Raw genomic sequence first — 25872 nt, 5'->3', positions numbered from 1 at the left:
AGTATTATTATTATTTTTTATAATAAACAAATCACACATATAATTATTTTTAATTTGTTTATTCCAAATGTTATAACAGTGTGACATTATTCATATATTTATATGTATTAAACAAAATATGAAAATATTACCAATTAAAATAAAAGGAAGTATTTTTACACTATTAGTTTTGTATTTACAAAATCATCCAGTAGAATTATTTAAAAATAATTTACGTGATAAAATTAAGAATTTTCCAACATTGTTTAAAAATGCTCCAATAGCAATTAATGTGGAAAAATGTTCCAATGAAATAAATTGGAATAACATAAAAAATGCAATTATTTCATGTGGCTTCAATATTATAGGTGTGAGTGGTTGTAAAAATGGTAAATTGAAAAATAATATTATAAAATCAGGACTGCCAATTTTATCAGAAGGTAAAGAAGTGTTTAATTTTTTCAATAATATTAATCTTGATGATAAGATTTTATCTTTTGAAAAGAAAAATTACAATAAAACGCCAATTTTTAATTCTCCTATTCGTTCTGGACAAAAAATTTATGCTAATAACTCTGATTTAATTATTACAAATAATGTAAATTCTGGTGCAGAGGTTATTGCAGATGGAAATATTCATATATATGGTGAAGTTAGAGGTCGTGTTTTAGCTGGTGCTAAAGGAGATAACACATGTCAAATATTTTGTACAAAACTCTTTTCTGAACTAGTAGCAATTTCAGGAGAATATTTGTTAAGTGGAGACTTTTCTGAAGATACTATAGGAAATAGTGTAAAAATATATATGAAAAACAAAAAATTGCATATTGTAAAATTGAATTAATAGTATTTTATTAAGGAAAAATATATGACGCGCATTATTGTAGTTACGTCAGGTAAAGGAGGTGTAGGTAAAACTACTTCTAGTGCAGCACTTGCAACAGGTTTTGCAAAAAAAGGAAAAAAAACAGTAGTGATTGATTTTGATATAGGTTTGCGTAATTTAGATTTAATTATGGGTTGTGAACGTCGAGTTGTTTATGATTTTATTAATGTTATCAATGGTGAAGCTATACTTAATCAAGCACTAATTAAAGACAAACGAACTGAAGGTTTGTTTATTCTTCCAGCTTCTCAAACAAGAAATAAAAATGCATTAACTAAATCTGGAATTGATAGAGTATTTACTCAGCTTGTAAATATGAACTTTGACATAATTATTTGTGATTCTCCTGCAGGAATAGAATCTGGGGCTGTTTTAGCAATATACTTTTCAGATGAAGCAATTGTTATTACTAATCCTGAAGTTTCTTCTGTACGAGACTCAGATAGAATTTTAGGTATTATTGCATCTACTTCTCAACGTTCGTCTCAAAATTTCAAACCTATCAAAGAACATTTATTATTAACGCGTTATAATCCAAAGAGGGTTTCAAACGGCGATATGCTTAGTACGGAAGATGTGTTAGATATTCTTAGAATTCCATTAATTGGTGTTATTCCAGAAGATACTTCAGTATTAAAAGCTTCTAATCAGGGAACACCTGTGATTTTAAATTATAATTCTAACGCTGGGCAAGCCTATTATGACACTGTTAATCGTTTATTAGGTATAAACTGTCCATTTCGTTTTGTTAAGGATGAAAAAAAAAGTTTTTTAAGACGACTATTTAGGAGATAAAATATGGCTTTATTAGATTTTTTTTTGTCCCGTAAAAAAAATACTGCTAATATAGCAAAAGAACGGCTTCAAATTATTGTAGCTGAGCGTAGAAGAATGGATACTGAACCACAGTATTTACCAAAACTTAAAAAAGAAATTTTTCAAGTTATTTGTAAATATATTAAAATTAATCCTGAAAAAATTAAAATTCAATTAGATCAAACAAATAAAAACATTTCTATATTAGAATTGAATGTGACTCTTTCAGAATAACAGCGATATGTTTACATTTATTAACGTTCATTTAAATATATTGGAATAATTTTATGTAATACTTCTTTTTTTTGATATATTGAGTTGGCTGATATTAAAGAAATAATATATTTAGAATTTGGAAATGTGATATTTGTAATAAAAATTTTTTTTAAAATATTCTTTGGAAATTTATCCCATCCATTTCCTACTAATGCCCATTGTTTTTTTAAAGATAATATTTTTTCTAAAGCTTTAGAAAGATTCAATATTATTGCTTTTGATTTTTTTATCCATAAACCATGAAAATTTCTAGAATATTGAATCCAATATACACTTGTTTTATTAACAGTGATTATTGCTAAAACTTTCGAAATTTTATGATTGTTCCAAACTTGTTCAGCCATAATTAATATAGTAGATAATGAAATTACATGTGGTAAATTTAAACCAAGGGATATACCTTGAGCAACAGCAAGAGCTATTCTTACACCTGAAAAACTTCCTGGGCCCTTTGAAGTAGCAATAATATTTATTTCGTTTAAAGAGACATGATTTTTTTTTAATATCTCGTGTATCATTGGTAAAAGATATAAGGTATGGTTGTTACGGCATTCTTTTTGAATATTATATTTTCGGTTCTTATGAAGTAGTGAAATTGAACATACTGACATGGAAGTGTCAAATGCTAATATTGTTTTTAACATATTAAACCTTTTTTAATTAAATATTATTTACACTAACTTTAGTATCATTGTTAGATTTCATTATAATTGAATATTTATTAAATAATAATTCAAGTTTTTAAAACAGTCAAAAAAAATATAAACTGTTATCAATTGTGTTTAGTTATATAGTTAATGTTGTTTAGTAATACGCACTAAATTAATACGATATTGTGTAGCTTCTAAAATATAAAAGCGTAAGGGAGGAATTACAATTGTTTCTCCTGGAAGAGGTAATTGACCTTTTTGAGCAATTAATAATCCAGCCAACGAAGCATAACTATTTTCTTGTTTTATTAAGTTAGTTATATTAAGACATTGTTGTAAAGAGTGCAAATCTGTACCTCCCTTTACCAACCAACTATCTTTTTCAAAAATAATGTCTGGTGTTTCATCTGCGTCAGGAAACTCTCCAGCAATAGCTTCTAAAACATCCAATGGAGTAATGAGACCTTGAACTGCGCCAAACTCATTGGTTACAATCACTAAACTCCCTTTAGCTCGTCTTAAAACTCCTAATAAATTTATAGGATCAAGTGTATCCGGTATGATAATTGGTAGTGTTGTAGATGAAAAATCAATTATATTAATTGTACGTTCTAAAGCTACTAATAATTCTTTAGCGCGAACAATTCCTATAACTTCATCTAATTGCCCCTTACACACTGGAAATAAGCTGTGAGGTGTATCTAAAAGTTGAGACCTGATTTTATTTTTTGGTTGATAGATATTTACCCAAGAAATTTCATTTCTAGGTGTCATAATACTACGAATAGATCTAGCAGCTAATGTTAAAACACCGTTTATCATATATCGTTCTTCTTCTTTAAATGATTCTGTGTCTGTAGTACGATTTCGTATTTTTTCTTTATCTTTATTTTTTGTTGAGATATTCGTTGTTGTATTTCTAAATTGATCTCCAATCATTAATCTTAATATTGCTTCTGCAGCACGTTGTCTCATAGGTCTACGAGATTGATGTAACATAAAATTCCTACGAGCTATTTGATTGAAAATTTCTATAATTATAGAAAATCCTATAGCGGCATATAAATAACCTTTTGGTACATAAAATCCTAATGCTTCTGAAACTAAATTACATCCAATCATTAATAAGAAACTTAAACATAGTACTACAACTGTTTGATGAAGATTAATAAATTTTGTTAATGGTTTAGAAGCAATTAACATTAATACCATAGCTATGACTACTGCAATCATCATAATAGGTAAATTATTAATTGTGCCTACAGCAGTAATAATAGCGTCTAATGAAAAAATAGAATCTAAAATCACAATTTGAATTACTATTGTCCAAAATCCTGCATAATGTTTATTATTTTCATTTTTCTGAATATCGTTATCTAATCTTTCATGTAGTTCAATTGTTGCTTTAAATAATAAAAATAAACCTCCAAATAATAGTATTAAATCCCGTCCTGAAAAAGAAAAATATTTATTGCTAATTATTTCTGATGTTAAAGTGACCATCCAAGACATTAATGCAAGTAATCCTAATCGCATGAATAATGCAAAACTTAAACCAATTAAGCGTGCTTTATCTTGCTTACATGGAGGCAACTTTTCTGACAATATTGCTACAAAAACTAAATTGTCAATACCTAAAACTATTTCTAGTATAATAAGTGTTAACAGGCCTGCCCAAGTCGATGGATCTAAAAACAGTTCCATTAAAAAACTCCGAAAAAGTAAAAGGACAGAATGAATTGTAATAACGTTATTGATAATATAGTTATGATAAATAATTTTTTCTAAAGATAAATTTTAATATCTAATATCTTAAGTATCATACTTTGATAACAAAATTATTGATTTTTTAATAATAAAGGCCTTTTGTAAAAACATACAAAGGCCTTTTTTAAAAACGTTATGTTTTTAAAACATGTACAAATATTAATTGTCTAAATAAAATTTTCTTTAAATTAAATATTTAAATTTAAAGTATAGTAAAATTGTTTAATTAAATGTAAATTTAAAAACTTTTAATTAAAATATTATTTGTATATTAAAAAAATAAGGTAGTTTTAAACTAAATTTTTTTAGTTTTGAAATTAATGTTTTTGTTTAAGTGATCCTAAAATAAGACATTGGTATAAAAATTGAATATTTTTAAACACACAAAATTTAATTTCACTCGTTTTTTTAAAAACGTTTATTTAATATTTTTATTAACATTTATTAATTTATAGTTCATATAAATAATATTATAAACATTTTTAATAACATCTTTTTGGTAATAATGTTGTTGAAAATCTGATTAATGTTATTATATTTAATGATATATATCAAAAGTTTTCTATCTATGTTATTTTTACATGTAGTCTCTATTGTATAAAGCTTGAATTCTTTTGTCTAGTGATGGATGTGACATAAATAAATTTAAAAAAGAACTGTGTTTTCCATTTATACAAAATGCAATTATGTTGCTTTTTTCTTGAGGTTCATAACTTAATTTTAATTTTTGTAATGCAGAAATCATTTTTTTGCGACCTACTAATTTTGCCGATCCTGCATCAGCATAAAATTCACGATGCCGTGAGAACCACATTGTAATTATGCTAGCAAAAATTCCAAAAATGAGCTCTAAAATTGTTGAACAAATTATATAAACCCATGTATTCCTGTTAGAATTATTATCTTCTCTATTTTCAGATAAAATAGACGATGCAAATTGAGCAATAATTCGAGAGATAAATATAACGAAAGTATTAACTATACCTTGAACTAACGTCATAGTTACCATGTCACCGTTTGAAATATGATTTATTTCATGGGCTAAAACTGCTTCTGCTTCATCATAACTCATGTTTTCCAGTAATCCAGTAGAAACAGCAATTAATGCTGAATTTTTATATGCACCTGTTGCAAAAGCATTCATGTCAAATGCATGATATATTGCTATAGTTGGAGTTTTTATGCCCATTTTTTTAGATTGAGAATTAATAGTATCTATTAACCATTGTTCGGTATTATTTGATGGTTGATAAATAACTTGTCCATTAACAGACTTTAAAGCAATCCATTTTGACATTAATAATGATATTATTGACCCACTAAATCCGAATATGCTAGAGAAAATGAGTAATCCACTAATACTTTCAGGTGGTATTTTTGTAAAACTTAAAATAAATCCAAAAACGCATACAACGGCCAAATTAGTTAATAAAAAAAGAATTATACGCATCATATAATATTATTTTCCTAAGTATAAAATAAAAACACAACTGGTTAAAATATTTTAAAAAAATAAAATTTTTACATTTAATTTAGTATAAAAAACTTTTTTATTGAAATAATGTTTTTTAAATAAATATGTTTAATAAAATTTTTATAATTTTTTTTTAATGATTAATTTTTATTTTTCATTACAAACAAGAAAATGTATGTAGTCAATACATTTGTTTAAAATAATTACTTTAAACACTATACGTTTATTCTTAAATTTAATTATATCAACTATGATAGTTACTAATTCTTATATATCAAGTACCTAATATATTTATATGAAAAATTATTTTTTTATTCATTCCATTCGTAACCATCATTATTTATCATAGTTTTCGAACGTGCAGGTCCCCAAGTTCCAGCTGGATATAGATCTGGTAATCTAGGTTTTAGATGTAAACATTGCAAAGTAGAGTCAATCCATTTCCATGCTAATTCAACTTCATCTCGTCTAACAAATAGAGACTGAATTCCTTTCATGCTTTCTAATAACAATTTTTCATATGCATCAGATAACTGTATTTTTTTATAAAATTTTGAATAATTAAAATCTAAAGTAATTAAATCTAATTTGTATTGAGAAGTTAGTTTTGGTTTTTTATTTAAAATATATATCTTAATCGCTTCGTTAGGCTGTAACGATAATATTAACTTATTTTTAGATAACGTATTGTAATTTTTACTAAAAATATTTAAAGGAGGTGTTTTAAAAAAAATAACGATTTCTGAACATTTTTTTGGAAGTCGTTTTCCAGTACGCAAATAAAATGGGACTCCAGACCATTGATCATTATCGATATATATTTTCATAGATACAAATGTTTCGGTATATTTATTCATTTGATATTCTTGATTATTAGTTTCATCTAAATAAGATTTAACTTTTTTTTGATTTATTATTCCTGAAGTATATTGACCTAATATTACATTTTTATGAATATTATTAATGTTAAATGGTCGTAATGATTTTAAAATTTTTACTTTTTCATCCCTTATGCTATTTTCATGGCAATCAATTGGTGTCGACATAGTAGTAATCGTCAATATTTGTAATAAATGGTTTTGAACCATATCTTTAATTTGTCCAACTGTATCGAAATAATTAAATCTTCCTTCAACTCCAATTGTTTCTGATACAGTAATTTGAACATGATCAATAAATTTATTATTCCAATTATAGTAAAAAAGTGAATTTGAAAATCTGAATGCTAACAAATTTTGTATAGTTTCTTTTCCAAGATAATGATCTATTCGAAAAATTTGTTTTTCTTTAAAAAATTTTCCAATTTTGTTATTAATATTTATAGATGTTTTTAAAGAAGAACCTAATGGTTTTTCAATTATAATACGCGTAGGTTCTAAATTTAAATTTATTGATTCTAATCCTAAACAAATATTTCCAAATGTGTGAGGTGGCATAGCTAGATAATTAATTATAATGTTATTATTTTGTTGAATTATTTGTTTTAATTTTTTAAAATTGTGCAAGCAATTAATATCTAAATTACAAAATTCTAACCGAGACGAAAATTTTTTCCAAATAGATTCGATTATTGTTTCATTTAAAAATTTAATTAATGATTTATATACTACATTAGTATAAATAATTTTATCCCAATTAGCGCGACCTACGCCTATTATTCTAGTGTGAGTACATAATTTATTTTTTTTTTCTAATTGATATAATGAAGGTAGTAGTTTTCTACAAGATAGATCTCCTTTTGCTCCAAAAATAACTAAATCATATCCTGAATTTTTATTTTTCATAATAATCTCGCACTATTCTATTTGCAATAAAATGTTAAATAAATTAGTAATAATTTTGTAATGCATTTTTTTGATAAACTTTGTTATTTATAAATATAAAATTTTAAAATATGTATAATATAACCTCTTTACTTAATTTTTTAATATTTATTTATTAAATATATTCAACTATTGTATCTAAACTTTATAAGTAAATAACATGTTCAGTATAGCATCATAATACTAATAAAATTATAAATAATTATTTTCTAAAAAATCTTTTTGTCATATACTCGTAATATACGTAATTATAGTTAAAAATTTTAAAATAGATTATATGAGACAGTTTGTATTTAGAAATTTTTATAAAAAAATATTAAAATTATATATTATATAAAAATAGTGTATGAACGTTTTCCAAGCTTCGTAATAAAAACATTTATTTGAAACATAAAGAGGAAGTATATAGATGATACGTCGTTTTAGACGAACAAAAATTGTTGCTACATTAGGTCCGTCAACTGATAATCATATTATTTTAGAGAATATGATTAAATCTGGTGTTAATGTTTTTCGTTTAAACTTTTCACATGGAACACGAGAAGAACATATTTATAGAGCAAAACTCGTAACAAGTATTGCAAAAAGATTAAATTGTCACATTGCTCTTTTAGGTGATTTACAAGGTCCTAAAATTCGAATTTGTAAATTTCAAGATAAAAAAGTTTTTTTAAAAGTAAATAATTATTTCATATTAGACGCTAATTTAAATGAAAATTTAGGGACATCGGAAAGAGTTGGAATAGATTATAAGAATTTACCTAAAGACGTAAAAAAATGTGATATTCTCTTATTAGATGATGGAAAAATACAATTAAAGGTTATTAATATAGTAGATCAAGAAATATTTACTAAAATAATTATAGGTGGTGTGTTATCTAATAATAAGGGAATTAACAAATTAGGAGGAGGTTTATCAGCAAGGATTTTAACTAAAAAAGATAAAAGAGATATTATCACTTCGATTGATATTGGGGTAGATTATTTAGCTGTTTCATTTCCGAGATATGGAAGTGATTTAGATCATGCACGTAAGTGTGCAGTAAAATTTGGTAGTAAAGCAAAAATAATTGCTAAAATAGAAAGAGCTGAAGCAGTCAAAGATTTAAAAATAATTGATGAAATAATATTAGCATCTGATGCAATAATGGTAGCACGAGGAGATTTAGGTGTAGAAATAGGAGAATCTGAATTAGCTGGAATACAAAAAACATTGATAAGGCGAGCACGCCAATTAAATCGAGTAGTTATAACTGCTACACAAATGATGGAATCTATGATCAATAATCCTATGCCAACTCGTGCTGAAGTCATGGATGTTGCTAATGCTGTATTAGATGGTAGTGATGCTGTTATGTTATCAGCGGAAACTGCGTCAGGAAAATATCCTATTGAGACTATTAAAGTTATGTCTAAAGTTTGTATGGGGGCAGAAAAAATGCCTAGCATCAATGTTTCTCAGCATAGGATTCATGACAAATTTCATGATATTGAAGAAGCTATTGCTATGTCTGCAATGTATGCTGCAAATCATTTAAGTGGTATTACTGCTATTATTACTATGACTGAATCTGGCAAAACATCTTTAATGACTTCTAGAATTACTTCTGGTTTACCAATTTTCGCGTTATCTTCACATATACAAACGCTGAAATTAACTGCGTTATATCGAGGAGTTACGCCAATTTTTTTTAATAGTAGCAAAGAAGGTGTTTCTGCTGCTAATGAAGTTATTAACTTATTAGTAAAAAGGGGTTTTTTAGAACCTGGAAATTTAGTTATTATTACTCAAGGAGATATTATGGGAAAAGTAGGAAAAACTAATACAAGTAGAATTTTAAAAGTGTGATTGTGTTAATATTGTGTTTATTGAATAGTTTATTTATAAGATAAATAACATGTTTCCAGAATATAAGTTCATTTAAATATTTCAAATTGAGTAATGATTATGTTAGAAAAATTTATATGTTCTTTCAAATTTTTTTTTATCAAGCATTCTCTTGTTTTTAAATTTTTTGGATTTATTACCTTCTTGTGTAACCATACTTCATAGTGCAAATGAGGGCCAGTAGAATAACCAGTGTTTCCAGACAATCCTATTTTATCACGCATTTTTACCTTATCGCCTATTTTCACTAGGATCTTTTTTAAATGCATATATTTAGTAATATAAGAACAATTATGTTGTATTGTAATATAATTACCTGCTTGAATGCTAAATTTGGCATTCAATATTACTCCGTCGCCTATAGATAAAATAGGAGTTCCTATTGGCATAGCAAAGTCTATACCTTGATGTGGTGAATTTTTTTTCGTAATTGGATTAAATCTATTGGGATTAAATTTGGAAGAAATACGATATTTTTTTAGAAACGGAAATTTTAAAAAAATAGGAGCGGAACTAATTCCATGTACATCAAAAAATTTATTTTTTTTTGTAAAAAATCCGTAAATATTTTTGGTATTATAAGGAATTTCAAAACTTAAAATTATATTTTTTTGTACAATGTTATGTTTTAAAAAACTATTATTTTGAATTAAAATATTGCATTTGTGATCTTGTTTTAATTGGTGAATTTTAAGTTCTAGTTTTATACAACGTACTACATTATCTATATTATCATTTGAAACATTAAGATATTGCATGTTTTTAATAAAATTATTATCTATTTTACTTTTAAAAATAATATATTTTAAATTATTTAAATTATTATTTTGTAATTTTTTGTATGGAAAATTATAAATACATTTATGTATAGGTGAACCATAAAAATTCGAAAGTTTTAGTAAATAATCGTTGAATTCTAAATTAGAAGTACCTTTCAAGATAATATTTTTAATTGGAAGAACTAATTTATTTAATATGTTTTTATTATTTTCTTTAAAGTTATTATCAAATATTAAAATAATTTTACTACAACTGTATACGATACTTGAATTAAGTAAAAAGACACTAATAATAGAAATAATTGACAAATACTTTATCTTTTTAATAAATGCATTTGAAAATTTTAAAAATATCATGTTAAATATATTACACTTTGTCATCCTATAAATTCTCATGATTAATAAATTAATGATTTTAATGTCTATTTTTTAAGAAATCAACAATATATAAAATATTATTTAGTCAAACTGTGTTAAAAAAATAATAACATTGTACTTTTAATATATAAATACATGTCAGTATGATATCATATAGAATTAATAATTTGTATATCGCGCATGAATATATGTCTATATTTATTCAATTAAACAATATATCTGTTAATTTTAATAATCGTTCAATTTTATCAAATATTTCATTAGCTTTAACTCCAAATTGTATTTTAACTTTAATCGGGCCAAACGGTGCTGGTAAATCTACATTAGTTCGAGTTATTCTTGGTTTGTTAAAGCCTAATCAAGGAAAAATATTCTTTAAAAACAATTTGCGCATCGGTTATATACCTCAAAAATTAAACTTGCATTCTACGTTACCTATAACAGTTAATCGATTCATGAACTTATCTTATTTTAACGATAAAAATTATATTCAAGGTATGCTATCTCGTATTAATATTATTCATTTAAAGCATCATCCACTGCAAAAGTTATCTGGTGGTGAAATGCAAAAAGTATTATTAGCGCGAGCTTTATTAAAAAAACCTGAATTGTTAGTTTTAGATGAACCCACTCAAGGCATAGATATTATTGGGAAAATAGCATTTTATAAGTTAGTTAATCAAATAAAAAATGAATTAAAGTGTTCTATTTTAATGGTATCTCATGATTTAAGTATAGTTATGGCAAATACAGATAAAGTTATTTGTTTAAATAATCACATATGTTGTTCTGGACCTCCAGAAACTATCTCTAAAAATTCAGAGTTTATCGCTATTTTTGGTAATATAGGAAAAAACTATTTAGCATTATATCGTCATAGGCATAATCATCATCATGATTTTTAAATATATTTATAATTATGTTTTAAGAGATATTAAACATGTATAAAACATTTTTTTTTGGATGGTTAGCTGGAGTTTTATTAACTACTATTACTGGACCATTAGGTTTATTTATAATATGGCGACGTATGTCTTCATTTGGTGATACATTGTCACATTCATCATTGTTAGGTATATCTTTCGCTGTTTTGTTAAATATACATCCTTTTTTTATGGTAATTATTACAATTTTATTATTTGGAATGTTAATTATCTGGTTGAATTATACTACAGTTTTGTCATTAGATACAATTCTTGGAATTATTGGTTATAGTTTTTTGTCGTTAGGTATGATAATAATAAATTCAATTTCTAATTTTCAAAAAAATAAGTTAACTAATTATTTATTTGGAAATTTATTAGAAGTTACTTATATTGATATAGTAATTTTAATAATTAGTTGTGTTAGCATACTTTTTGTTCTAGTATGGTATTGGGATTTAATGTTATTAACTACTATAAACTCTGATTTAGCTAAAATAGATGGTGTAAACGTTCTTAAAATTAATAGTATATTAATATTCTTAATTACATTAACCATAGGAATAGCTATAAAATTTATCGGATCACTGATAGCTATATCATTATTAATTATTCCAGCAGCAACAGCGCAACGCTTTTCTACCTCACCAGAAAAAATGGCATTTTTTTCCGTTATAATTGGAATTATATCAATAACTTGGGGAATATTAATGTCTGTTTATTATAATCTTGCAATTAGTCCAACAATAGTATTTTGTTCTTCAATTGTTTTTGTGATAAGTAATTTAAAAAAAATATTATAGTGATTTTATCTAAATTTTAAAAATAAATTATGTTTAAAATTTTATGTACATAATTAATTACATATATTATTTTATATTATTATCATAGAATTTAAAAATGTATAATTTTACTTGGTGCTCCAGTAGTTAAACAAGATCCTGTAGTAGTTTTTGGAAAGGCTATTACATCTCTAAGGTTGTGACTATTTGTTAATAACATTGTAATTCTATCTAACCCAAGCGCAATACCAGCATGAGGTGGTGTACCATACTTAAGAGCGTTTAAAAAAAAATTAAAATTATTCTTTTGCAATACTGTATTTATACCTAAAATATTAAAAACAGTTTTTTGTAATTCTAAATCATGAATTCTAACTGATCCACTACCTATTTCATAACCATTAATTACTAAATCATAAGAATCAGCAACAATCTCTTCATAATTTGTTATAGAGGTGTCAATTTTCATATATTTTGGAGCTGTAAAAGGGTGATGAGTTGAAATGTACTGATTTAACTCATTTTTTTTAAATAATGGAAAGTTAGTTATCCATAATGGTTTCCAAGAATTATAATCAATTAAGTTAAGATCTTTTCCTAATTCTATTCTTAGTTTTCCCATAATTTCATATACTAAAGGGGATTTTTCAGATAGATAGAATATCATATCTCCATGTTTTGCAGAAGTTTTAGAAATTAATTGAAATGTTAAATCACTAGAAGGTTTTTTATGAAAAGATGTTTTTTTTTGTTCTTTAATCGGACAATGATTTAACACTTCAACGTTAAATAACTTATTTTTGGTGTATTTTTGTACTAAATGATGATATGAATTAATGTAATTAATATTTAAGGACATACCCCTTGGTATACACATTGCAATCACTATATTTTGTTGAGTTTTTTTATTAGGTAAAGTTATAGCATTAATGTTATTTTTTACATGAATGATATTTGTTACATCTATCAATTGTATAGGATTTCTTAAATCAGGTTTGTCTGTACCATACATTTTTATTGCATCATAAAAACTTAATTTTTGAAATTTTTTTAAATGAACGTTGATAATTTTATTCCATACGCTTGTAATCATACGTTCGATAATTTTTCGTACTTTTTTTGCATTTAAAAATGATACTTCAATGTCAATTTGTGTAAATTCAGGTTGCCGATCTGAACGTAAATCTTCATCTCGAAAACATTTTGCAATTTGATAGTACCTGTCAATTCCAGATATCATAAGTAATTGTTTAAATAATTGGGGGGATTGGGGTAATGCATAATACTTATTTTTGTGAATTCTACTTGGTACTATATAATCTCGTGCGCCTTCTGGTGTAGACTTAGTTAATATAGGTGTTTCAATATCTAAAAATTTATTTTTTTTCATAAAGTTTCTAATAATAATAGTAATATCGTTCCTAATAATAATATTACGAATCATATTAGGATGTCTAAGATCTAAGTAACGAAATTTTAAACGAGTTTCCTCTATATTGCAGGATTTTAAATCTATAGGTAATGGTTGAGATTTATTAAAAATTTTTAATTCTAATGCGAAAATTTCTATTTCTCCTGTAGACATTGTATAATTTTTATTTTTTGTGATTCGTTCTTGAACAATTCCTAACACTTGTATACAAAACTCATTACGAAGATCAGCAGCTTTTTTGAACAATAATTCTGATTTTTTACTAAATAATACTTGTATAATCCCCGTTTGATCACGTATATCGATAAATAATATTTCTTTTAAGTTTCTAAATTTATTAACCCAACCACATAATTTTATCGTCTTTCCTACATGTGATACATTTAATGTTCCACAGAAATTGGTTCTCATAAATAGGCCCTACCAACAGTGATTTTATTAAAAGCAAAATATACTTCTTATAGGTATAATTTTTACTATAATATTTTATCGGCTACGAAATATAATTCTACCTTTACTCAAATCATATGGAGTTAATTCTAAGGTTACTTTATCTCCAGTTAGGATGCGTATATAATTTTTTCTCATTTTTCCTGAAATATGTGCTGTTACAATATGTTTGTTATCTAATTGTACACGAAACATAGTATTAGGAAGAGTGTCTATTACCACCCCCTGCATTTCTATGCAATCTTCTTTTGTCATGTTATTCTCATTATTATGTATTTTTATGTCAATAATCGCTAAATATTAACATATTTATATTTTAAAACCATATTTTTGATCAATATACTTTTCTGCATCTAGAGCAGCCATACACCCGCTTGCTGAAGATGTGATCGCTTGTTTATAAACATGATCAATTACATCACCTGCTGCAAAAATTCCTGGAATGTTGGTTTGAGTAACATTTCCATGAATTCCTGATTTTACTAGGATATAATCATTTTTCATGAATAATTGATTTTTAAAAAGTTTGGTATTGGGAGCATGTCCAATAGCTATAAAAACCCCGGATAAATTTATTAAACATTTATTTTCTTTAGAATCATTGCATGTAATTTGTACTCCACGTACACCGTTTACTCCTCCAATAATTTTGTTCACGATGCATCCTGTACGCAAAATTATATTTTTTTTTGTTTTGTTTAACATACGAGAAATTAATATTTTTTCAGCGCTAAATGTTTTGCGTCGATGTATTAAATATACTTTTCTTGCTATATTAGATAAATATAATGCTTCTTCTAAAGCAGTGTTTCCTCCGCCTACTACAGCAACGTCTTCGTTTTTATAAAAAAAGCCATCACAAACAGCGCATACTGATACCCCTTTTCCTATAAATTTAGATTCTGAAGTTAGACCTAAATATTTTGGAGATGCACCTGTAGCAATAATTACTGAATCAGAAGTGTAATATTGATTAGTATCGCTTACCAATAAAAATGGTATTTTAAAAAAGTTTACACGAATAATTTCGTTAGGAATAATTTTAGTATTTAATGATTTTGCATGGTTATGCATTCTTTCCATTAATTCTAAACCTGTAAGTGATTTTGAATCTCCAGGCCAATTTTCTATTTCGTTAGTATTTATAAGTTGTCCTCCTTTGTTGTTTCCAGTGAACAACAAGGGTTCTAGATTTGCTCTAGCGGAATAAATAGCTGCAGTATATCCTGCTGGTCCAGATCCCAAAATAATTAATTTATGATGTTCAATTTTCAATGTATTTTCAATCATGAATGATATATATCATTTATAAGATAGACATAAAGTTATTTAAATTAGTTTTGTAAAAAACATAAAATTTATATATTTTGTTTTTTTAAATGTTATCTATTGCATATTAATTGTTTTTGAAATAAAAATTATTATAACATAATTTTTATTTCAATTTTAAACTTGATAAAAAATTTAATTTAAAATAAGAAAAAATTAAAAATTTAATCCTATATAATTTAAACATTTCATTTTAATATTTAAAAATAATAATTTTTAATAAAGAATACATTTTAGAGAAGAAATAAATAAATTTTAATTTTATTAAAAATAACATGGATATAAAATAATTAATATTTGCTAAATATGTTTTTTAAATAAAGAACTAATTTCATTTAAAATAGCGTGACAATACAACCTTCACTTAAAATAATCAAGAAGAATGTATAAAAAATGTAATTTTTATATTTAATCATAAATAAATTATCTTGTAGAAACAACATAGCTTCCTTAAAAAGATATTAAAAAATGTCTATTAATAACTATGAATTTAAAGGTAATATAGATTATGAAACTAAATAAATGTTTTAAAAATCAATAAACTTACTATCTAATTTAATAGATATTACACAATTTCATGTTAAAATTCAGATAAAATAAAATAATATAATTATGCTAAATCCTAATTTGTTACGCAACCATATAGAGTTTGTTTTTAAAAACTTAGCTAGACGCGGGTTTTCGTTAGATGTAAAACAATTTACTGAAATGGAAAAAAAACGAAAAATTTTACAAACTAAAGTAGAAGAGCTTCAATCAAGACATAACACTTTATCTAAACATATTGGAAGAATAAAACTTATACATCCAAATATTCAATGTATGAAAGAAAGAATAATAACATTAAAAAAAAAAATAGACGTTATGAAAAAAGAACTCAAAATTTTATTAGAACAAATTCATATTTTTTTAATGAATATTCCTAATCTTCCAGATATTAACATTCCTGATGGAATGGGTTCAGATGATAATCAAGAAGTTAGTCGTTGGGGAATTATAAAAAATTATAATTTTAAAATTAAAAACCATGTTGAATTAGGAAATCATCTCAATGGTTTTGATTGGAAATCTGCAGCTAATATTTCTGGATCTAGATTTTTCATTATGAAAGGAAAAATAGCTCTTTTATATCGAGTTTTAGGACAATTTATGTTAGATTTGCATACTAATGAACATGGATATCTAGAAACATATGTTCCATGTTTAGTTAAAACAAATAATTTATATGGTACAGGTCAATTACCTAGATTTAAAACGGATTTATTTTACGCTAAATCACTTTTAGATGAATCACAAAATAATAATAATTTTGCATTAATACCGACTGCTGAAGTTCCGTTAACTAATTTGTTTCGTGATTGTATATTAGATGAACAACAATTACCAATTATGTTAGTTGCTAAAACACCTTGCTTTCGTTCAGAAGCTCTGTCTTACGGACGAGATACACAAGGTTTAATTCGTACGCATCAATTTGATAAAGTAGAGATTGTTCAGATTGTACATCCAAGTGATTCTATGCAGAAATTGGAAGAATTAACAATACATGCTGAAAGAGTTTTGAAATTATTAAAATTACCATATCGAAAAACGTTATTATGTACACGAGATATAGGATTTTCGTCTTCTAAAACCTATGATTTAGAAGTGTGGTTTCCTTCTCAAAATGTTTATCGAGAAGTATCTTCTTGTTCCAACATGTTAGATTTTCAAGCTCGAAGAATAAAAGCAAGATTTCATTGTAACGCACAAAATAAAAAAATTTTTATACATACTATTAATGGATCTGGATTAGCTGTTGGAAGAACTTTAGCAGCAATTTTAGAAAATTATCAGCAAAAAGACGGGAGAATTAAAATACCTAAAATATTAAGAAATAACTACATGAATGGATTAGAATTTTTAGAATAGATAAGAAAAATATATATATGTTTAAAATTTTTATTAGCTATAAATTATTAATTTATTTATGTTTTTTTTATAAAAACATAACAATAGAATATAAGATATTTTATCTGAGTAAATGATTATGAATGACACAACTAAAGTTTACAATTTTAGTGCTGGCCCAGCTATGATTCCAAGAGAAGTATTATGTCAAGTTAAAAGAGAATTATACAATTGGAAAAATCTTAAAAAATCTATCATGGAAATAAGTCATCGTAGCCAAGAATTTATATCTGTTGTTCAAGAAATAAAGCATAATTTACGAAAATTATTACATATTCCTAACAGTTATAAGATAGTATTTTGCCATGGAGGTGCAAGAGGGCAATTTTCAGCTATCCCTATGAATTTTTCAAAAAATGCTAATCATTCTTCTCATAATAATGTTGTAGATTATATAAATAGTGGGTATTGGTCTTATAGTGCAGCATTAGAAGCGAAAAAATATTGTTATACAAACATTTTAAATGTATGTAAAACAAATAATAAAAAACAATATATACTTCCTATGAATACTTGGGAAATTAATGATAATAGTCTATATTTGCATTATTGTCCTAATGAAACGATTGATGGTATAGCAATTCATGAAGAGCCAAAATTTAATGATAAAAAAATAGTTATAGGTGATTTTTCTTCTACAATTTTGTCGAAAAGAATTAATTTAGAACGATATAGTTTTATCTATGCTAGTTCGCAAAAAAATATTGGCCCTTCTGGAATTACGCTAATTATTATGCATGAAAGTTTATTACAAAATATTAATTCATATGTACCATCTATTCTAAATTATAAAATACTTGTTAATAGTAATTCAATGTTTAACACTCCAAATACATTTTCTTTATATTTATCTGGACTAATTTTAAAATGGATCAAAAAAATAGGTGGTATAAAAGAAATTGAAAAAAGAAATATAATAAAATCAAATATGCTCTATAATATGATAGATAGTACAGATTTTTATATTAATGATGTAGTTAGTAACAATCGTTCTCGCATGAATGTACCTTTTACAATTATTAATACTAAATTACATGAAATTTTTGTAAAAGAAGCATATAAATATGGATTACATGCTTTGAAAGGACATAATCTTAAAGGAGGTATTAGAGCTTCTATTTATAATGCTATGCCGATAAAAGGTGTACTGAAATTAATTAATTTTATGAAAATATTTGAAAAAAAGTATGGATAATAATATTTATCAATAAAAAAATTAATAATTATTTATTAAAAATAACAACTTTATGAGAAGGAAATAAATACATATGCATGAATGTTTAACATTAAACCCTATTTCTTTAGTCAATGGAACAATTAATTTACCTGGATCTAAAAGTATTACGAATAGAGCTTTATTATTGTCAGCAATGTCTAATAGTACTACGCATTTAAAAAACATTTTATATAGTCAAGATACACAATATATGCTAAATACACTAAAAATATGTGGGATAAAATTTAATTGTTCTTATACAAATTTAAGTTGTACAATTGAAGGTTGTAATAAACCGTTAAATATTAGTCATAAAACATCACTATTTTTAGGAAATGCTGGAACAGCATTTCGTTCGTTAGCTGCTATATTTTCTTTAAATAATAATAATATATTATTAACTGGAAATAAACGAATGAAACAACGACCTATAAAACATTTAGTTCAAGCGTTACAACAAGGAGGTGCACAAATAACATACTCTGAACAAGATCAATATCCACCTATAAAAATAAAAGGTGGTTTTATTGGAGGTAATATTTTTGTAAGTGGAAAAATTTCTAGCCAATTTTTGAGCGCATTGCTTATTGCAACTCCATTAGCACAACTTGATTCTACAATTACTGTAACTGAAAAATTAGTATCCAAACCATACATAGATATCACATTAAATTTAATTTCTAAGTTTGGTATAAAGATAATACACAAAGACTATACCAAATTTAATGTCCAAGGAAGGCAAAAATATATATCTCCAAAAGAATATAGTATAGAAGGAGATGCTTCTTCTGCCTCATATTTTTTAGCAGCTGCGGCAATCAAGGGTGGGTCAGTTAAAGTCACTGGAATAGGTTTAAATAGTATTCAAGGTGATGTAAAATTTGCAAATGTACTAAAAAAAATGGGTGCTTATATTACTTTTGGAAAAGATTTTATTGTTTGCAAAAAAAAAGACTTAATAGGAATTGATCTAGATATGAATGATATTCCTGATGCTGCTATGACTATCGCTATTGTAGCACTTTTTTCTAAAGGAAAAACTGTAATTAGAAATATATATAATTGGAGGGTTAAAGAGACAGATCGATTGTCTGCTATGACTAATGAACTAAAAAAAATAGGAGCACAGGTGATAGAAGGTAACGATTATATTGAAATCTTACCGCCAATTAATTTTGTTTACGCAAAAATAAATACATATGATGATCATCGTATAGCTATGTGTTTTGCGCTGATAGCATTATCTGGTATAAAAGTTACATTACTCAACTACAAGTGCGTAAACAAAACGTTCCCAGATTATTTTCAAAAGTTAAAATCTATTTGTTCATATTAAAATTTTATATGCAGTTACATATATATTTTATACACAAACTATGTTATTTTTAAGTTTTTAAATAAAGATTTAGGAAATAATATTATTTTTTTAGTTTAGATTTTTAAAAACCATTTCTTTCACAAATTATTTTATTTTAAAAACATTATATAAAATATGTCTTTTAAAAACTTAGTACCTGTTATTACAATTGATGGCCCAAGCGGAGTAGGAAAAAGTTCAGTATGTAAAGTAATTTCTAAAAAACTTCAATGGAACGTATTAGAATCAGGTTGGATATATAGAGTTTTAGCATTTATAATTTTTAAAAATAATGTTTGTTTTTCATCAAGAAATTTAAACATTTTATTTAAAAATATAAATTTACATGATTTTATTCAACGTATTAATTTTAAAAACTATGTAATATCACAATCCCTATTTACTAATATTAGTCAAGAATACATTGGAAACTTAGCATCAAGATTAGCTTGTATTCCTTATATTAGACATTTTCTTTTATTTCAACAACGATCATTTAGAAAATTTCCTGGATTAATAGCTAATGGGCGTGATATGGGAACAGTAGTTTTTCCAGATGCAATAATAAAATTTTTTTTAATATCAGATTTTAAAACAAGAGTAGCACGACGTTGTTTAGAATATGAAAAAAAAGGTATTAATAGTTGTAATTATAAAAAAATATTTTATGACATGAAAACACGTGATCAACGCGATCATAATCGAAAAATATCTCCATTAATTCCTGCAAAAAATGCTATCTTAATAGATTCTACCTATATGAGTTTAAAACAAGTAAGTAATGTATTACTGAGTTACATACTAAAAATGCAAAAGTTTAAATTATAATTATTATTTTTATTTTAGCCTATAATAAGGAAAATTATAGATCTTATACGTAACTCTATTTAAGTAATGACACTAAATAGATGTTAAAATTATACTTTACGATTATTAATATGACTGAATCTTTCGCACAATTATTTGAAGAATCCCTTAAAAACATTAAGACTCGACCAGGTTCAATTATTCAAGGTACTGTTGTTGCTATTACCAAAGATACAATATTAGTAGATGCGAAGCTAAAATCTGAATCTAAAATTCCTATAGATCAATTTAAAAATTCTCAAGGAGAACTTGAGGTTAAAGTAGGTGATCAAATAGATGTTGCATTAGATGCTATTGAAGATGGATTTGGAGAAACATTATTATCACGCGAAAAAGCTAAAAGACATGAAGCTTGGTTAACTTTGGAACAAGCATATAAAGATTCTAAAACTGTTGTTGGATTAATAAATGGAAAAGTTAAAGGTGGTTTTACTGTTGAATTAGAAGATATTCGTGCGTTTTTACCTGGATCATTGGTAGATATACGACCTGTTCGAGAAACCATGCATTTAGAGGGTAAAGAATTAGAATTTAAAGTTATTAAATTAGACCAAAAACGAAATAATGTAGTTGTATCACGACGTGCTGTAATTGAATCCGAATATAATGCTGAACGAAACTTATTGTTGGAAACTTTACAAGAAGGTCTGATAGTATCAGGTATTGTAAAAAATCTAACTGATTATGGAGCATTTGTAGATCTAGGAGGCGTAGACGGATTGTTACATATTACTGACATGGCTTGGAAACGAGTAAAACACCCTAGTGAAATTGTAAATATAGGTGATGAAGTTAAAATTAAAATATTAAAATTTGATCGAGAAAAGATTAGAGTTTCTTTAGGTTTAAAACAGTTAAGCGATGATCCTTGGACAAAAATTTCTGAACGTTATCCCGAAAAAACTAAAATAACAGGAAGAGTCACAAATTTAACAGATTATGGATGTTTTGTAGAAATTGAAGAAGGAGTAGAAGGGTTAGTACATGTTTCGGAAATGGATTGGACAAATAAAAACATTCATCCATCAAAGATGGTACAAGTGAATTCCGTTGTTAAAGTAATGATTTTAGATATAGATGAAGAACGAAGACGTATTTCTTTAGGATTAAAACAATGTAAAAACAATCCTTGGATGGAGTTTTCTAAGAAATACAACAAGGGAAGTCATGTAGTAGGAAAAATTAAATCTATTACAGATTTTGGAATATTTATTGGCTTAGAAGGTAGTATTGACGGTTTAGTTCATTTATCTGATATATCTTGGAATATATCTGGTGAAGAATCCGTAAAAAAATATAAAAAAGGAGAAGAGGTTTTAGCAGTGGTGTTACAAGTTGATCCAGATAGAGAACGAATTTCTCTTGGAATTAAACAATTACAAGAAGACCCATTTGCAAAATATGTTTCTAGTCATAAAAAAGGTAGTTTAGTATCTGGAACTATTAAAAAAATTGATAATAATGTTATTGTTGTTTCGTTATCAGAACATATCGACGGATTGATAAAATTTTTAAATATTTCTGATGAAATTATGAATGTACATGACAACAAACCTTGGAATAAAGCAAAAATTGGTGAAATAGTTGAAGTAAAATTAAATAGTATAGACAAAAAAGAAAGAATCATATATTTATCTATACTTGAAAAACAAGAACTTAAAATAAGTAATGACATAAAAAAAAATAATAGTCATAAACAAGAAATAGATAAAGATAAAAATTTTTCCAATGCTATGACTGAAGCGTTTAAAGCAGCTAAAAATGTTGATTAAAAAATTATTATTTTGTGTAATATTTATAACTAATTTTTTCAAAAACTATCTGTTCAGTAAGTAATGTTAATAATTTAAATACTAAAGGTTGTGTTAGTAATTATATTTGTTGTTGTTCAATAATTTTTAAAGATTATATGCAAGTATTAATTTAAAAATTTTTAATATTAATATTCAATAATGTAATGGAAAAATGTTTACAAAAACTAAGTTACTGGATATAGATTATGTTGAAGTAACTTAGTTAAAATTATAAAATTAAATATAAAGATTATGAGAATCAAATAATGAAAAAAAAAATAATTATAGCAAATTGGAAATTAAATGGAAATATTCAATTACTTCAAACGTTATTAAAACCTTTAGTAAATTTTTATATTCGTCATAAAAATAAATCATCAATAAAATTAGTTATTATGCCTCCATATGTGTACTTGTATCCAATGAAATCAATTATTTCTCATTCAAGTATTTTATTAGGTTCTCAAAATGTAGATATTAACTTAATTGGCGCATTTACTGGGGAAGTTTCTATTAATATGTTAAAAGATGTGGGAGTGAGTTATGTTTTAGTAGGTCATTCTGAAAGGCGGCAATATCATCGAGAAAATGATGTAATTATTGCTAAAAAATTTAAAATTGTTAAAGATTCACATTTGATTCCAGTATTATGTATTGGAGAAACAGAGCATGAATATTTGTCATGTAAAACTGAAAAAATTTGTAAATTTCAAATTGATGCTATTTTTGATCTATTAGGACCAAGTGGATTTAATAACTCTGTAATAGCATATGAACCTAAATGGGCTATAGGTACAAATACTATTCCATCTATCAATTTTATACAAAAAATTTTAATGTTTATTCAAAATTATATTTTTAATAAACAGAATTCAACGATAAAATTATTTTCTCTACAATATGGAGGATCTGTTAACGAACATAATATCATAGAATTATATGATGTAAAAAATATAGATGGATTTCTAGTAGGATCTGCATCATTATCTTTAGATTTTTTTAAAAAGTTACTTAATAATTGTTAATATATTTAATAATAATTAAAATATTAAATTTTTTCTTGTAATAAAAAGAATATTACAATGTATGTATATTATTTTTTAAACATATCTTAAACAAAATATGTATAAAAAATAGATAGAATTAATTTTTTTAATCAGTTAATTCTGTTTTTTATTTTTTATTAAACATCAGTATATTAATGCGTTTTAAATTCTTATATTGTATGTCAAATTTTATGATAACAATTGTAAAAAAAACATATAATATGAATTAAAAAAAAATAGTGATTATATTAAAAATTAAAAACAAATTTATTTTTTAGCATTTATAATATTATTTTTATCTAAAATATAGTTTTAGAAAAATGAATTTGAATATAAAATGTACTTATCACATTATACACTATATTTCTGGTATAAAATAAAACATGAATTAAAATTGTCATTTGATCTGTAGATTAAATTATTAATATTTTTAATATTTTATTTTTTTAAATTCTTATATTAAACTTAGTATATATTCAATAGATAAGACTCAAAAAATAAGTAATTTTAATATTTAAGAAATAATATATAAATTTAATTTTTTTGTTAAAAGTTGATATTTACTTATAAATAAATGTATAATAATATTTTACTTAATAAAATATATTTTATTTATGAGTATAATATGCTAACACAAGGTAGATAATATTTTTTTGAATTCAATAATTACACTTATTTCCATCTTAATCTATGAATATTAGTCAATTCTAACGTCATAAAACAATATATAATTTTTAAATTAATAAAATATTTATATTTGAACTGAAATTTTTTATAAAACATAAAATATTATTAATATAATAAATTCTAAATAAATTTTTTATATAATTTTTTCTATAAGTTAAATAATAGGATTTATTTTCTTAGTAAATAATATATATATTTTAAACGTTTATATATATTTAGTATAACTGTTTAGCAGTCTTTAACCAATCAAATTTAAATGGTCTTTTCATATTTTTGAGTGCATCTGAAATATCATGGTGTACCATTTTTTCATTAATCGTACCTATGCATCGGCCCTGAAATCCCTGTAATAATATATCTACAGAGTACTCTCCCATTCTGGATGCCAAAATACGATCATAAACTACTGGAGCCCCACCTCTTTGTATATGTCCTAAAATTGTTGCTCTAGTTTCACGACATGTTTCTCGTTGAATATATTTGGCTAATTTTTCAACGTTACAAATGTATTCTGTAATAGCCACAATAGCATGTTTTTTTCCTTTTTTTATACCATTTTTTATTTCCTTTACTAATTCTTCTTTAGTGAATTCAATTTCTGGTAACACTATAAATTCACATCCTCCAGCTATAGCTGCTGATAAAGTTAAATCACCGCAATTACGCCCCATAACTTCTACTATAGAAATTCTTTGATGAGAAGAAGAAGTATCTCGTAATCTATCAATTGCTTCTACAACTGTTTCTAATGCTGTAAAATATCCTATAGTATAATCTGTACCAGCTACATCATTGTCAATGGTTCCTGGTATGCTAATACATGGGAAACCCATTTCTGTTAATTTTTGTGCACCTACATATGAACCATCACCTCCAATAACTACTAAGAAGTCAATGTTTCTTTGTTGCATATTTTTAATTGCTATCGATCGTATATCTTTTTTAAAAAAATTAGAAAACCGAGCTGAACCTAAAAATGTACCACCTTTGTTAATTATATCAGAAACGCTATATCTATCTAACAGAATCATTCTATTTTCATATAATCCAAGATAGCCGTCGTATATTCCAAAAACTTCTAAATTTCTACTTAGGGCAGTTCTTACGACTCCTCTAATTGCTGCATTCATCCCTGGAGCATCTCCCCCACTTGTTAATACACCAATTCTTTTGATCATAATAATCTCTTAAAGTGATAGATCTTATTAAGATCTAATAAATATTATTATCGTTGATGTTAAATAATATTAAATCTTGTATTTCAAACATAAATATGTGATTTTTATTATTATAATCATACTACTTTAAAAGCATTATATTTTAT

21 protein-coding genes are annotated in these 25872 nt (G+C 25.1%); 12 read left to right on the top strand and 9 right to left on the bottom strand.

The window, feature by feature from the left end; translation table 11 throughout:
* Positions 1 to 118 precede the first annotated feature (118 nt).
* Genes minC through minE form a run of 3 tightly spaced genes read left to right on the top strand, consistent with a single transcriptional unit; the run spans position 119 to position 1915 of the window.
* Positions 119 to 823, top strand: coding sequence for a septum site-determining protein MinC (gene minC, locus BBP_RS01525; RefSeq protein WP_011091430.1), 705 nt, complete (start codon positions 119 to 121; stop codon positions 821 to 823).
* 24 nt (positions 824 to 847) lie between these two features.
* Positions 848 to 1660, top strand: coding sequence for a septum site-determining protein MinD (minD, locus tag BBP_RS01520; protein ID WP_011091429.1), 813 nt, complete (start codon positions 848 to 850; stop codon positions 1658 to 1660).
* Positions 1661 to 1663: 3 nt separating this feature from the next.
* Positions 1664 to 1915 carry a cell division topological specificity factor MinE gene (gene minE, locus BBP_RS01515; RefSeq protein ID WP_011091428.1) on the top strand — a complete coding sequence of 84 codons (252 nt, stop codon included), beginning with the start codon at positions 1664 to 1666 and terminating at the stop codon, positions 1913 to 1915.
* 20 nt (positions 1916 to 1935) lie between these two features.
* On the opposite strand, the gene tsaB is transcribed toward minE, so the two are convergent.
* The 4 genes from tsaB to zwf form a co-directional block, all read right to left on the bottom strand.
* Complete coding sequence (gene tsaB / locus BBP_RS01510) at positions 1936 to 2601, bottom strand: tRNA (adenosine(37)-N6)-threonylcarbamoyltransferase complex dimerization subunit type 1 TsaB (protein WP_011091427.1); 666 nt, start codon at positions 2599 to 2601, stop codon at positions 1936 to 1938.
* 150 nt (positions 2602 to 2751) lie between these two features.
* Complete coding sequence (locus BBP_RS01505) at positions 2752 to 4311, bottom strand: TerC family protein (RefSeq protein WP_011091426.1); 1560 nt, start codon at positions 4309 to 4311, stop codon at positions 2752 to 2754.
* A 640-nt stretch (positions 4312 to 4951) separates the two neighbouring features.
* Complete coding sequence (htpX, locus tag BBP_RS01500; RefSeq protein WP_011091425.1) at positions 4952 to 5827, bottom strand: protease HtpX; 876 nt, start codon at positions 5825 to 5827, stop codon at positions 4952 to 4954.
* A 332-nt stretch (positions 5828 to 6159) separates the two neighbouring features.
* Complete coding sequence (zwf, locus tag BBP_RS01495) at positions 6160 to 7632, bottom strand: glucose-6-phosphate dehydrogenase (RefSeq protein WP_011091424.1); 1473 nt, start codon at positions 7630 to 7632, stop codon at positions 6160 to 6162.
* 448 nt (positions 7633 to 8080) lie between these two features.
* On the opposite strand from zwf, the gene pyk reads away from it, so the two are divergent.
* A complete protein-coding gene (gene pyk / locus BBP_RS01490; protein WP_011091423.1) occupies positions 8081 to 9520 on the top strand; it encodes a pyruvate kinase in 1440 nt (479 codons plus the stop codon).
* 68 nt (positions 9521 to 9588) lie between these two features.
* Here the strand turns inward: pyk and BBP_RS02950 are convergent, their stop codons facing one another.
* Entirely contained in the window at positions 9589 to 10695 is a 1107-nt protein-coding gene (locus tag BBP_RS02950) for a peptidoglycan DD-metalloendopeptidase family protein (protein WP_050703096.1), read from the bottom strand.
* 209 nt (positions 10696 to 10904) lie between these two features.
* Between BBP_RS02950 and znuC the strand changes: the two genes are divergently transcribed.
* Complete coding sequence (gene znuC / locus BBP_RS01480) at positions 10905 to 11621, top strand: zinc ABC transporter ATP-binding protein ZnuC (RefSeq protein WP_011091421.1); 717 nt, start codon at positions 10905 to 10907, stop codon at positions 11619 to 11621.
* Positions 11622 to 11656: 35 nt separating this feature from the next.
* Positions 11657 to 12442, top strand: a complete 786-nt coding sequence (locus BBP_RS01475) for an iron chelate uptake ABC transporter family permease subunit (RefSeq protein ID WP_011091420.1) — start codon at positions 11657 to 11659, stop codon at positions 12440 to 12442.
* 91 nt (positions 12443 to 12533) lie between these two features.
* Here BBP_RS01475 and aspS read toward each other — a convergent pair whose 3' ends face one another.
* The 3 genes from aspS to trxB all read right to left on the bottom strand — a co-directional run bounded on the left by aspS (position 12534) and on the right by trxB (position 15593).
* A complete protein-coding gene (aspS, locus tag BBP_RS01470) occupies positions 12534 to 14264 on the bottom strand; it encodes an aspartate--tRNA ligase (protein ID WP_011091419.1) in 1731 nt (576 codons plus the stop codon).
* Positions 14265 to 14339: 75 nt separating this feature from the next.
* On the bottom strand, positions 14340 to 14558 hold the full coding sequence (gene infA, locus BBP_RS01465) for a translation initiation factor IF-1 (protein ID WP_011091418.1): 219 nt from the start codon (positions 14556 to 14558) through the stop codon (positions 14340 to 14342).
* Positions 14559 to 14612: 54 nt separating this feature from the next.
* The gene (trxB, locus tag BBP_RS01460) at positions 14613 to 15593 is read right to left on the bottom strand and encodes a thioredoxin-disulfide reductase (RefSeq protein WP_011091417.1); all 981 of its coding nucleotides are present in this window, start codon (positions 15591 to 15593) and stop codon (positions 14613 to 14615) included.
* A gap of 651 nt (positions 15594 to 16244) precedes the next feature.
* On the opposite strand from trxB, the gene serS reads away from it, so the two are divergent.
* The 6 genes from serS (at position 16245) to tpiA (ending at position 23840) form a co-directional block, all read left to right on the top strand.
* A complete protein-coding gene (serS, locus tag BBP_RS01455) occupies positions 16245 to 17543 on the top strand; it encodes a serine--tRNA ligase (RefSeq protein WP_011091416.1) in 1299 nt (432 codons plus the stop codon).
* 112 nt (positions 17544 to 17655) lie between these two features.
* Positions 17656 to 18777 carry a 3-phosphoserine/phosphohydroxythreonine transaminase gene (serC, locus tag BBP_RS01450; RefSeq protein ID WP_011091415.1) on the top strand — a complete coding sequence of 374 codons (1122 nt, stop codon included), beginning with the start codon at positions 17656 to 17658 and terminating at the stop codon, positions 18775 to 18777.
* Positions 18778 to 18850: 73 nt separating this feature from the next.
* Positions 18851 to 20134: a 3-phosphoshikimate 1-carboxyvinyltransferase gene (gene aroA / locus BBP_RS01445; RefSeq protein ID WP_011091414.1), complete on the top strand. Its 1284-nt coding sequence runs from the start codon at positions 18851 to 18853 to the stop codon at positions 20132 to 20134.
* A gap of 156 nt (positions 20135 to 20290) precedes the next feature.
* Positions 20291 to 20983, top strand: coding sequence for a (d)CMP kinase (cmk, locus tag BBP_RS01440; protein WP_011091413.1), 693 nt, complete (start codon positions 20291 to 20293; stop codon positions 20981 to 20983).
* A gap of 110 nt (positions 20984 to 21093) precedes the next feature.
* The gene (rpsA, locus tag BBP_RS01435; RefSeq protein WP_011091412.1) at positions 21094 to 22794 is read left to right on the top strand and encodes a 30S ribosomal protein S1; all 1701 of its coding nucleotides are present in this window, start codon (positions 21094 to 21096) and stop codon (positions 22792 to 22794) included.
* Between the two features lie 287 nt (positions 22795 to 23081).
* Entirely contained in the window at positions 23082 to 23840 is a 759-nt protein-coding gene (gene tpiA / locus BBP_RS01430) for a triose-phosphate isomerase (protein ID WP_011091411.1), read from the top strand.
* Between the two features lie 923 nt (positions 23841 to 24763).
* Here tpiA and pfkA read toward each other — a convergent pair.
* A complete protein-coding gene (gene pfkA / locus BBP_RS01425) occupies positions 24764 to 25726 on the bottom strand; it encodes a 6-phosphofructokinase (protein WP_011091410.1) in 963 nt (320 codons plus the stop codon).
* Between the last annotated feature and the right edge of the window lie 146 nt (positions 25727 to 25872).

Source organism: Buchnera aphidicola str. Bp (Baizongia pistaciae), from assembly GCF_000007725.1.
Classification (GTDB): Bacteria; Pseudomonadota; Gammaproteobacteria; order Enterobacterales; family Enterobacteriaceae; genus Buchnera_B; species Buchnera_B aphidicola_H.
The sequence above is the reverse complement of the archived record's forward strand: the minus strand, read 5'-3'. Positions and strand labels throughout refer to the sequence as shown.

Bases quoted from the DNA above. Each gene is read 5' to 3' on its own strand.
- tpiA (WP_011091411.1), top strand. From the start codon at position 23,082: ATGAAAAAAAAAATAATTATAGCAAATTGGAAATTAAATGGAAATATT.
- tsaB (WP_011091427.1), bottom strand. From the start codon at position 2,601: ATGTTAAAAACAATATTAGCATTTGACACTTCCATGTCAGTATGTTCA.
- cmk (WP_011091413.1), top strand. From the start codon at position 20,291: ATGTCTTTTAAAAACTTAGTACCTGTTATTACAATTGATGGCCCAAGC.
- minE (WP_011091428.1), top strand. From the start codon at position 1,664: ATGGCTTTATTAGATTTTTTTTTGTCCCGTAAAAAAAATACTGCTAAT.
- aspS (WP_011091419.1), bottom strand. From the start codon at position 14,264: ATGAGAACCAATTTCTGTGGAACATTAAATGTATCACATGTAGGAAAG.
- znuC (WP_011091421.1), top strand. From the start codon at position 10,905: ATGTCTATATTTATTCAATTAAACAATATATCTGTTAATTTTAATAAT.
- trxB (WP_011091417.1), bottom strand. From the start codon at position 15,593: ATGATTGAAAATACATTGAAAATTGAACATCATAAATTAATTATTTTG.
- aroA (WP_011091414.1), top strand. From the start codon at position 18,851: ATGCATGAATGTTTAACATTAAACCCTATTTCTTTAGTCAATGGAACA.
- minD (WP_011091429.1), top strand. From the start codon at position 848: ATGACGCGCATTATTGTAGTTACGTCAGGTAAAGGAGGTGTAGGTAAA.
- rpsA (WP_011091412.1), top strand. From the start codon at position 21,094: ATGACTGAATCTTTCGCACAATTATTTGAAGAATCCCTTAAAAACATT.
- BBP_RS01505 (WP_011091426.1), bottom strand. From the start codon at position 4,311: ATGGAACTGTTTTTAGATCCATCGACTTGGGCAGGCCTGTTAACACTT.
- minC (WP_011091430.1), top strand. From the start codon at position 119: ATGAAAATATTACCAATTAAAATAAAAGGAAGTATTTTTACACTATTA.
- zwf (WP_011091424.1), bottom strand. From the start codon at position 7,632: ATGAAAAATAAAAATTCAGGATATGATTTAGTTATTTTTGGAGCAAAA.
- pfkA (WP_011091410.1), bottom strand. From the start codon at position 25,726: ATGATCAAAAGAATTGGTGTATTAACAAGTGGGGGAGATGCTCCAGGG.
- htpX (WP_011091425.1), bottom strand. From the start codon at position 5,827: ATGATGCGTATAATTCTTTTTTTATTAACTAATTTGGCCGTTGTATGC.
- infA (WP_011091418.1), bottom strand. From the start codon at position 14,558: ATGACAAAAGAAGATTGCATAGAAATGCAGGGGGTGGTAATAGACACT.
- BBP_RS02950 (WP_050703096.1), bottom strand. From the start codon at position 10,695: ATGATATTTTTAAAATTTTCAAATGCATTTATTAAAAAGATAAAGTAT.
- pyk (WP_011091423.1), top strand. From the start codon at position 8,081: ATGATACGTCGTTTTAGACGAACAAAAATTGTTGCTACATTAGGTCCG.
- BBP_RS01475 (WP_011091420.1), top strand. From the start codon at position 11,657: ATGTATAAAACATTTTTTTTTGGATGGTTAGCTGGAGTTTTATTAACT.
- serS (WP_011091416.1), top strand. From the start codon at position 16,245: ATGCTAAATCCTAATTTGTTACGCAACCATATAGAGTTTGTTTTTAAA.
- serC (WP_011091415.1), top strand. From the start codon at position 17,656: ATGATTATGAATGACACAACTAAAGTTTACAATTTTAGTGCTGGCCCA.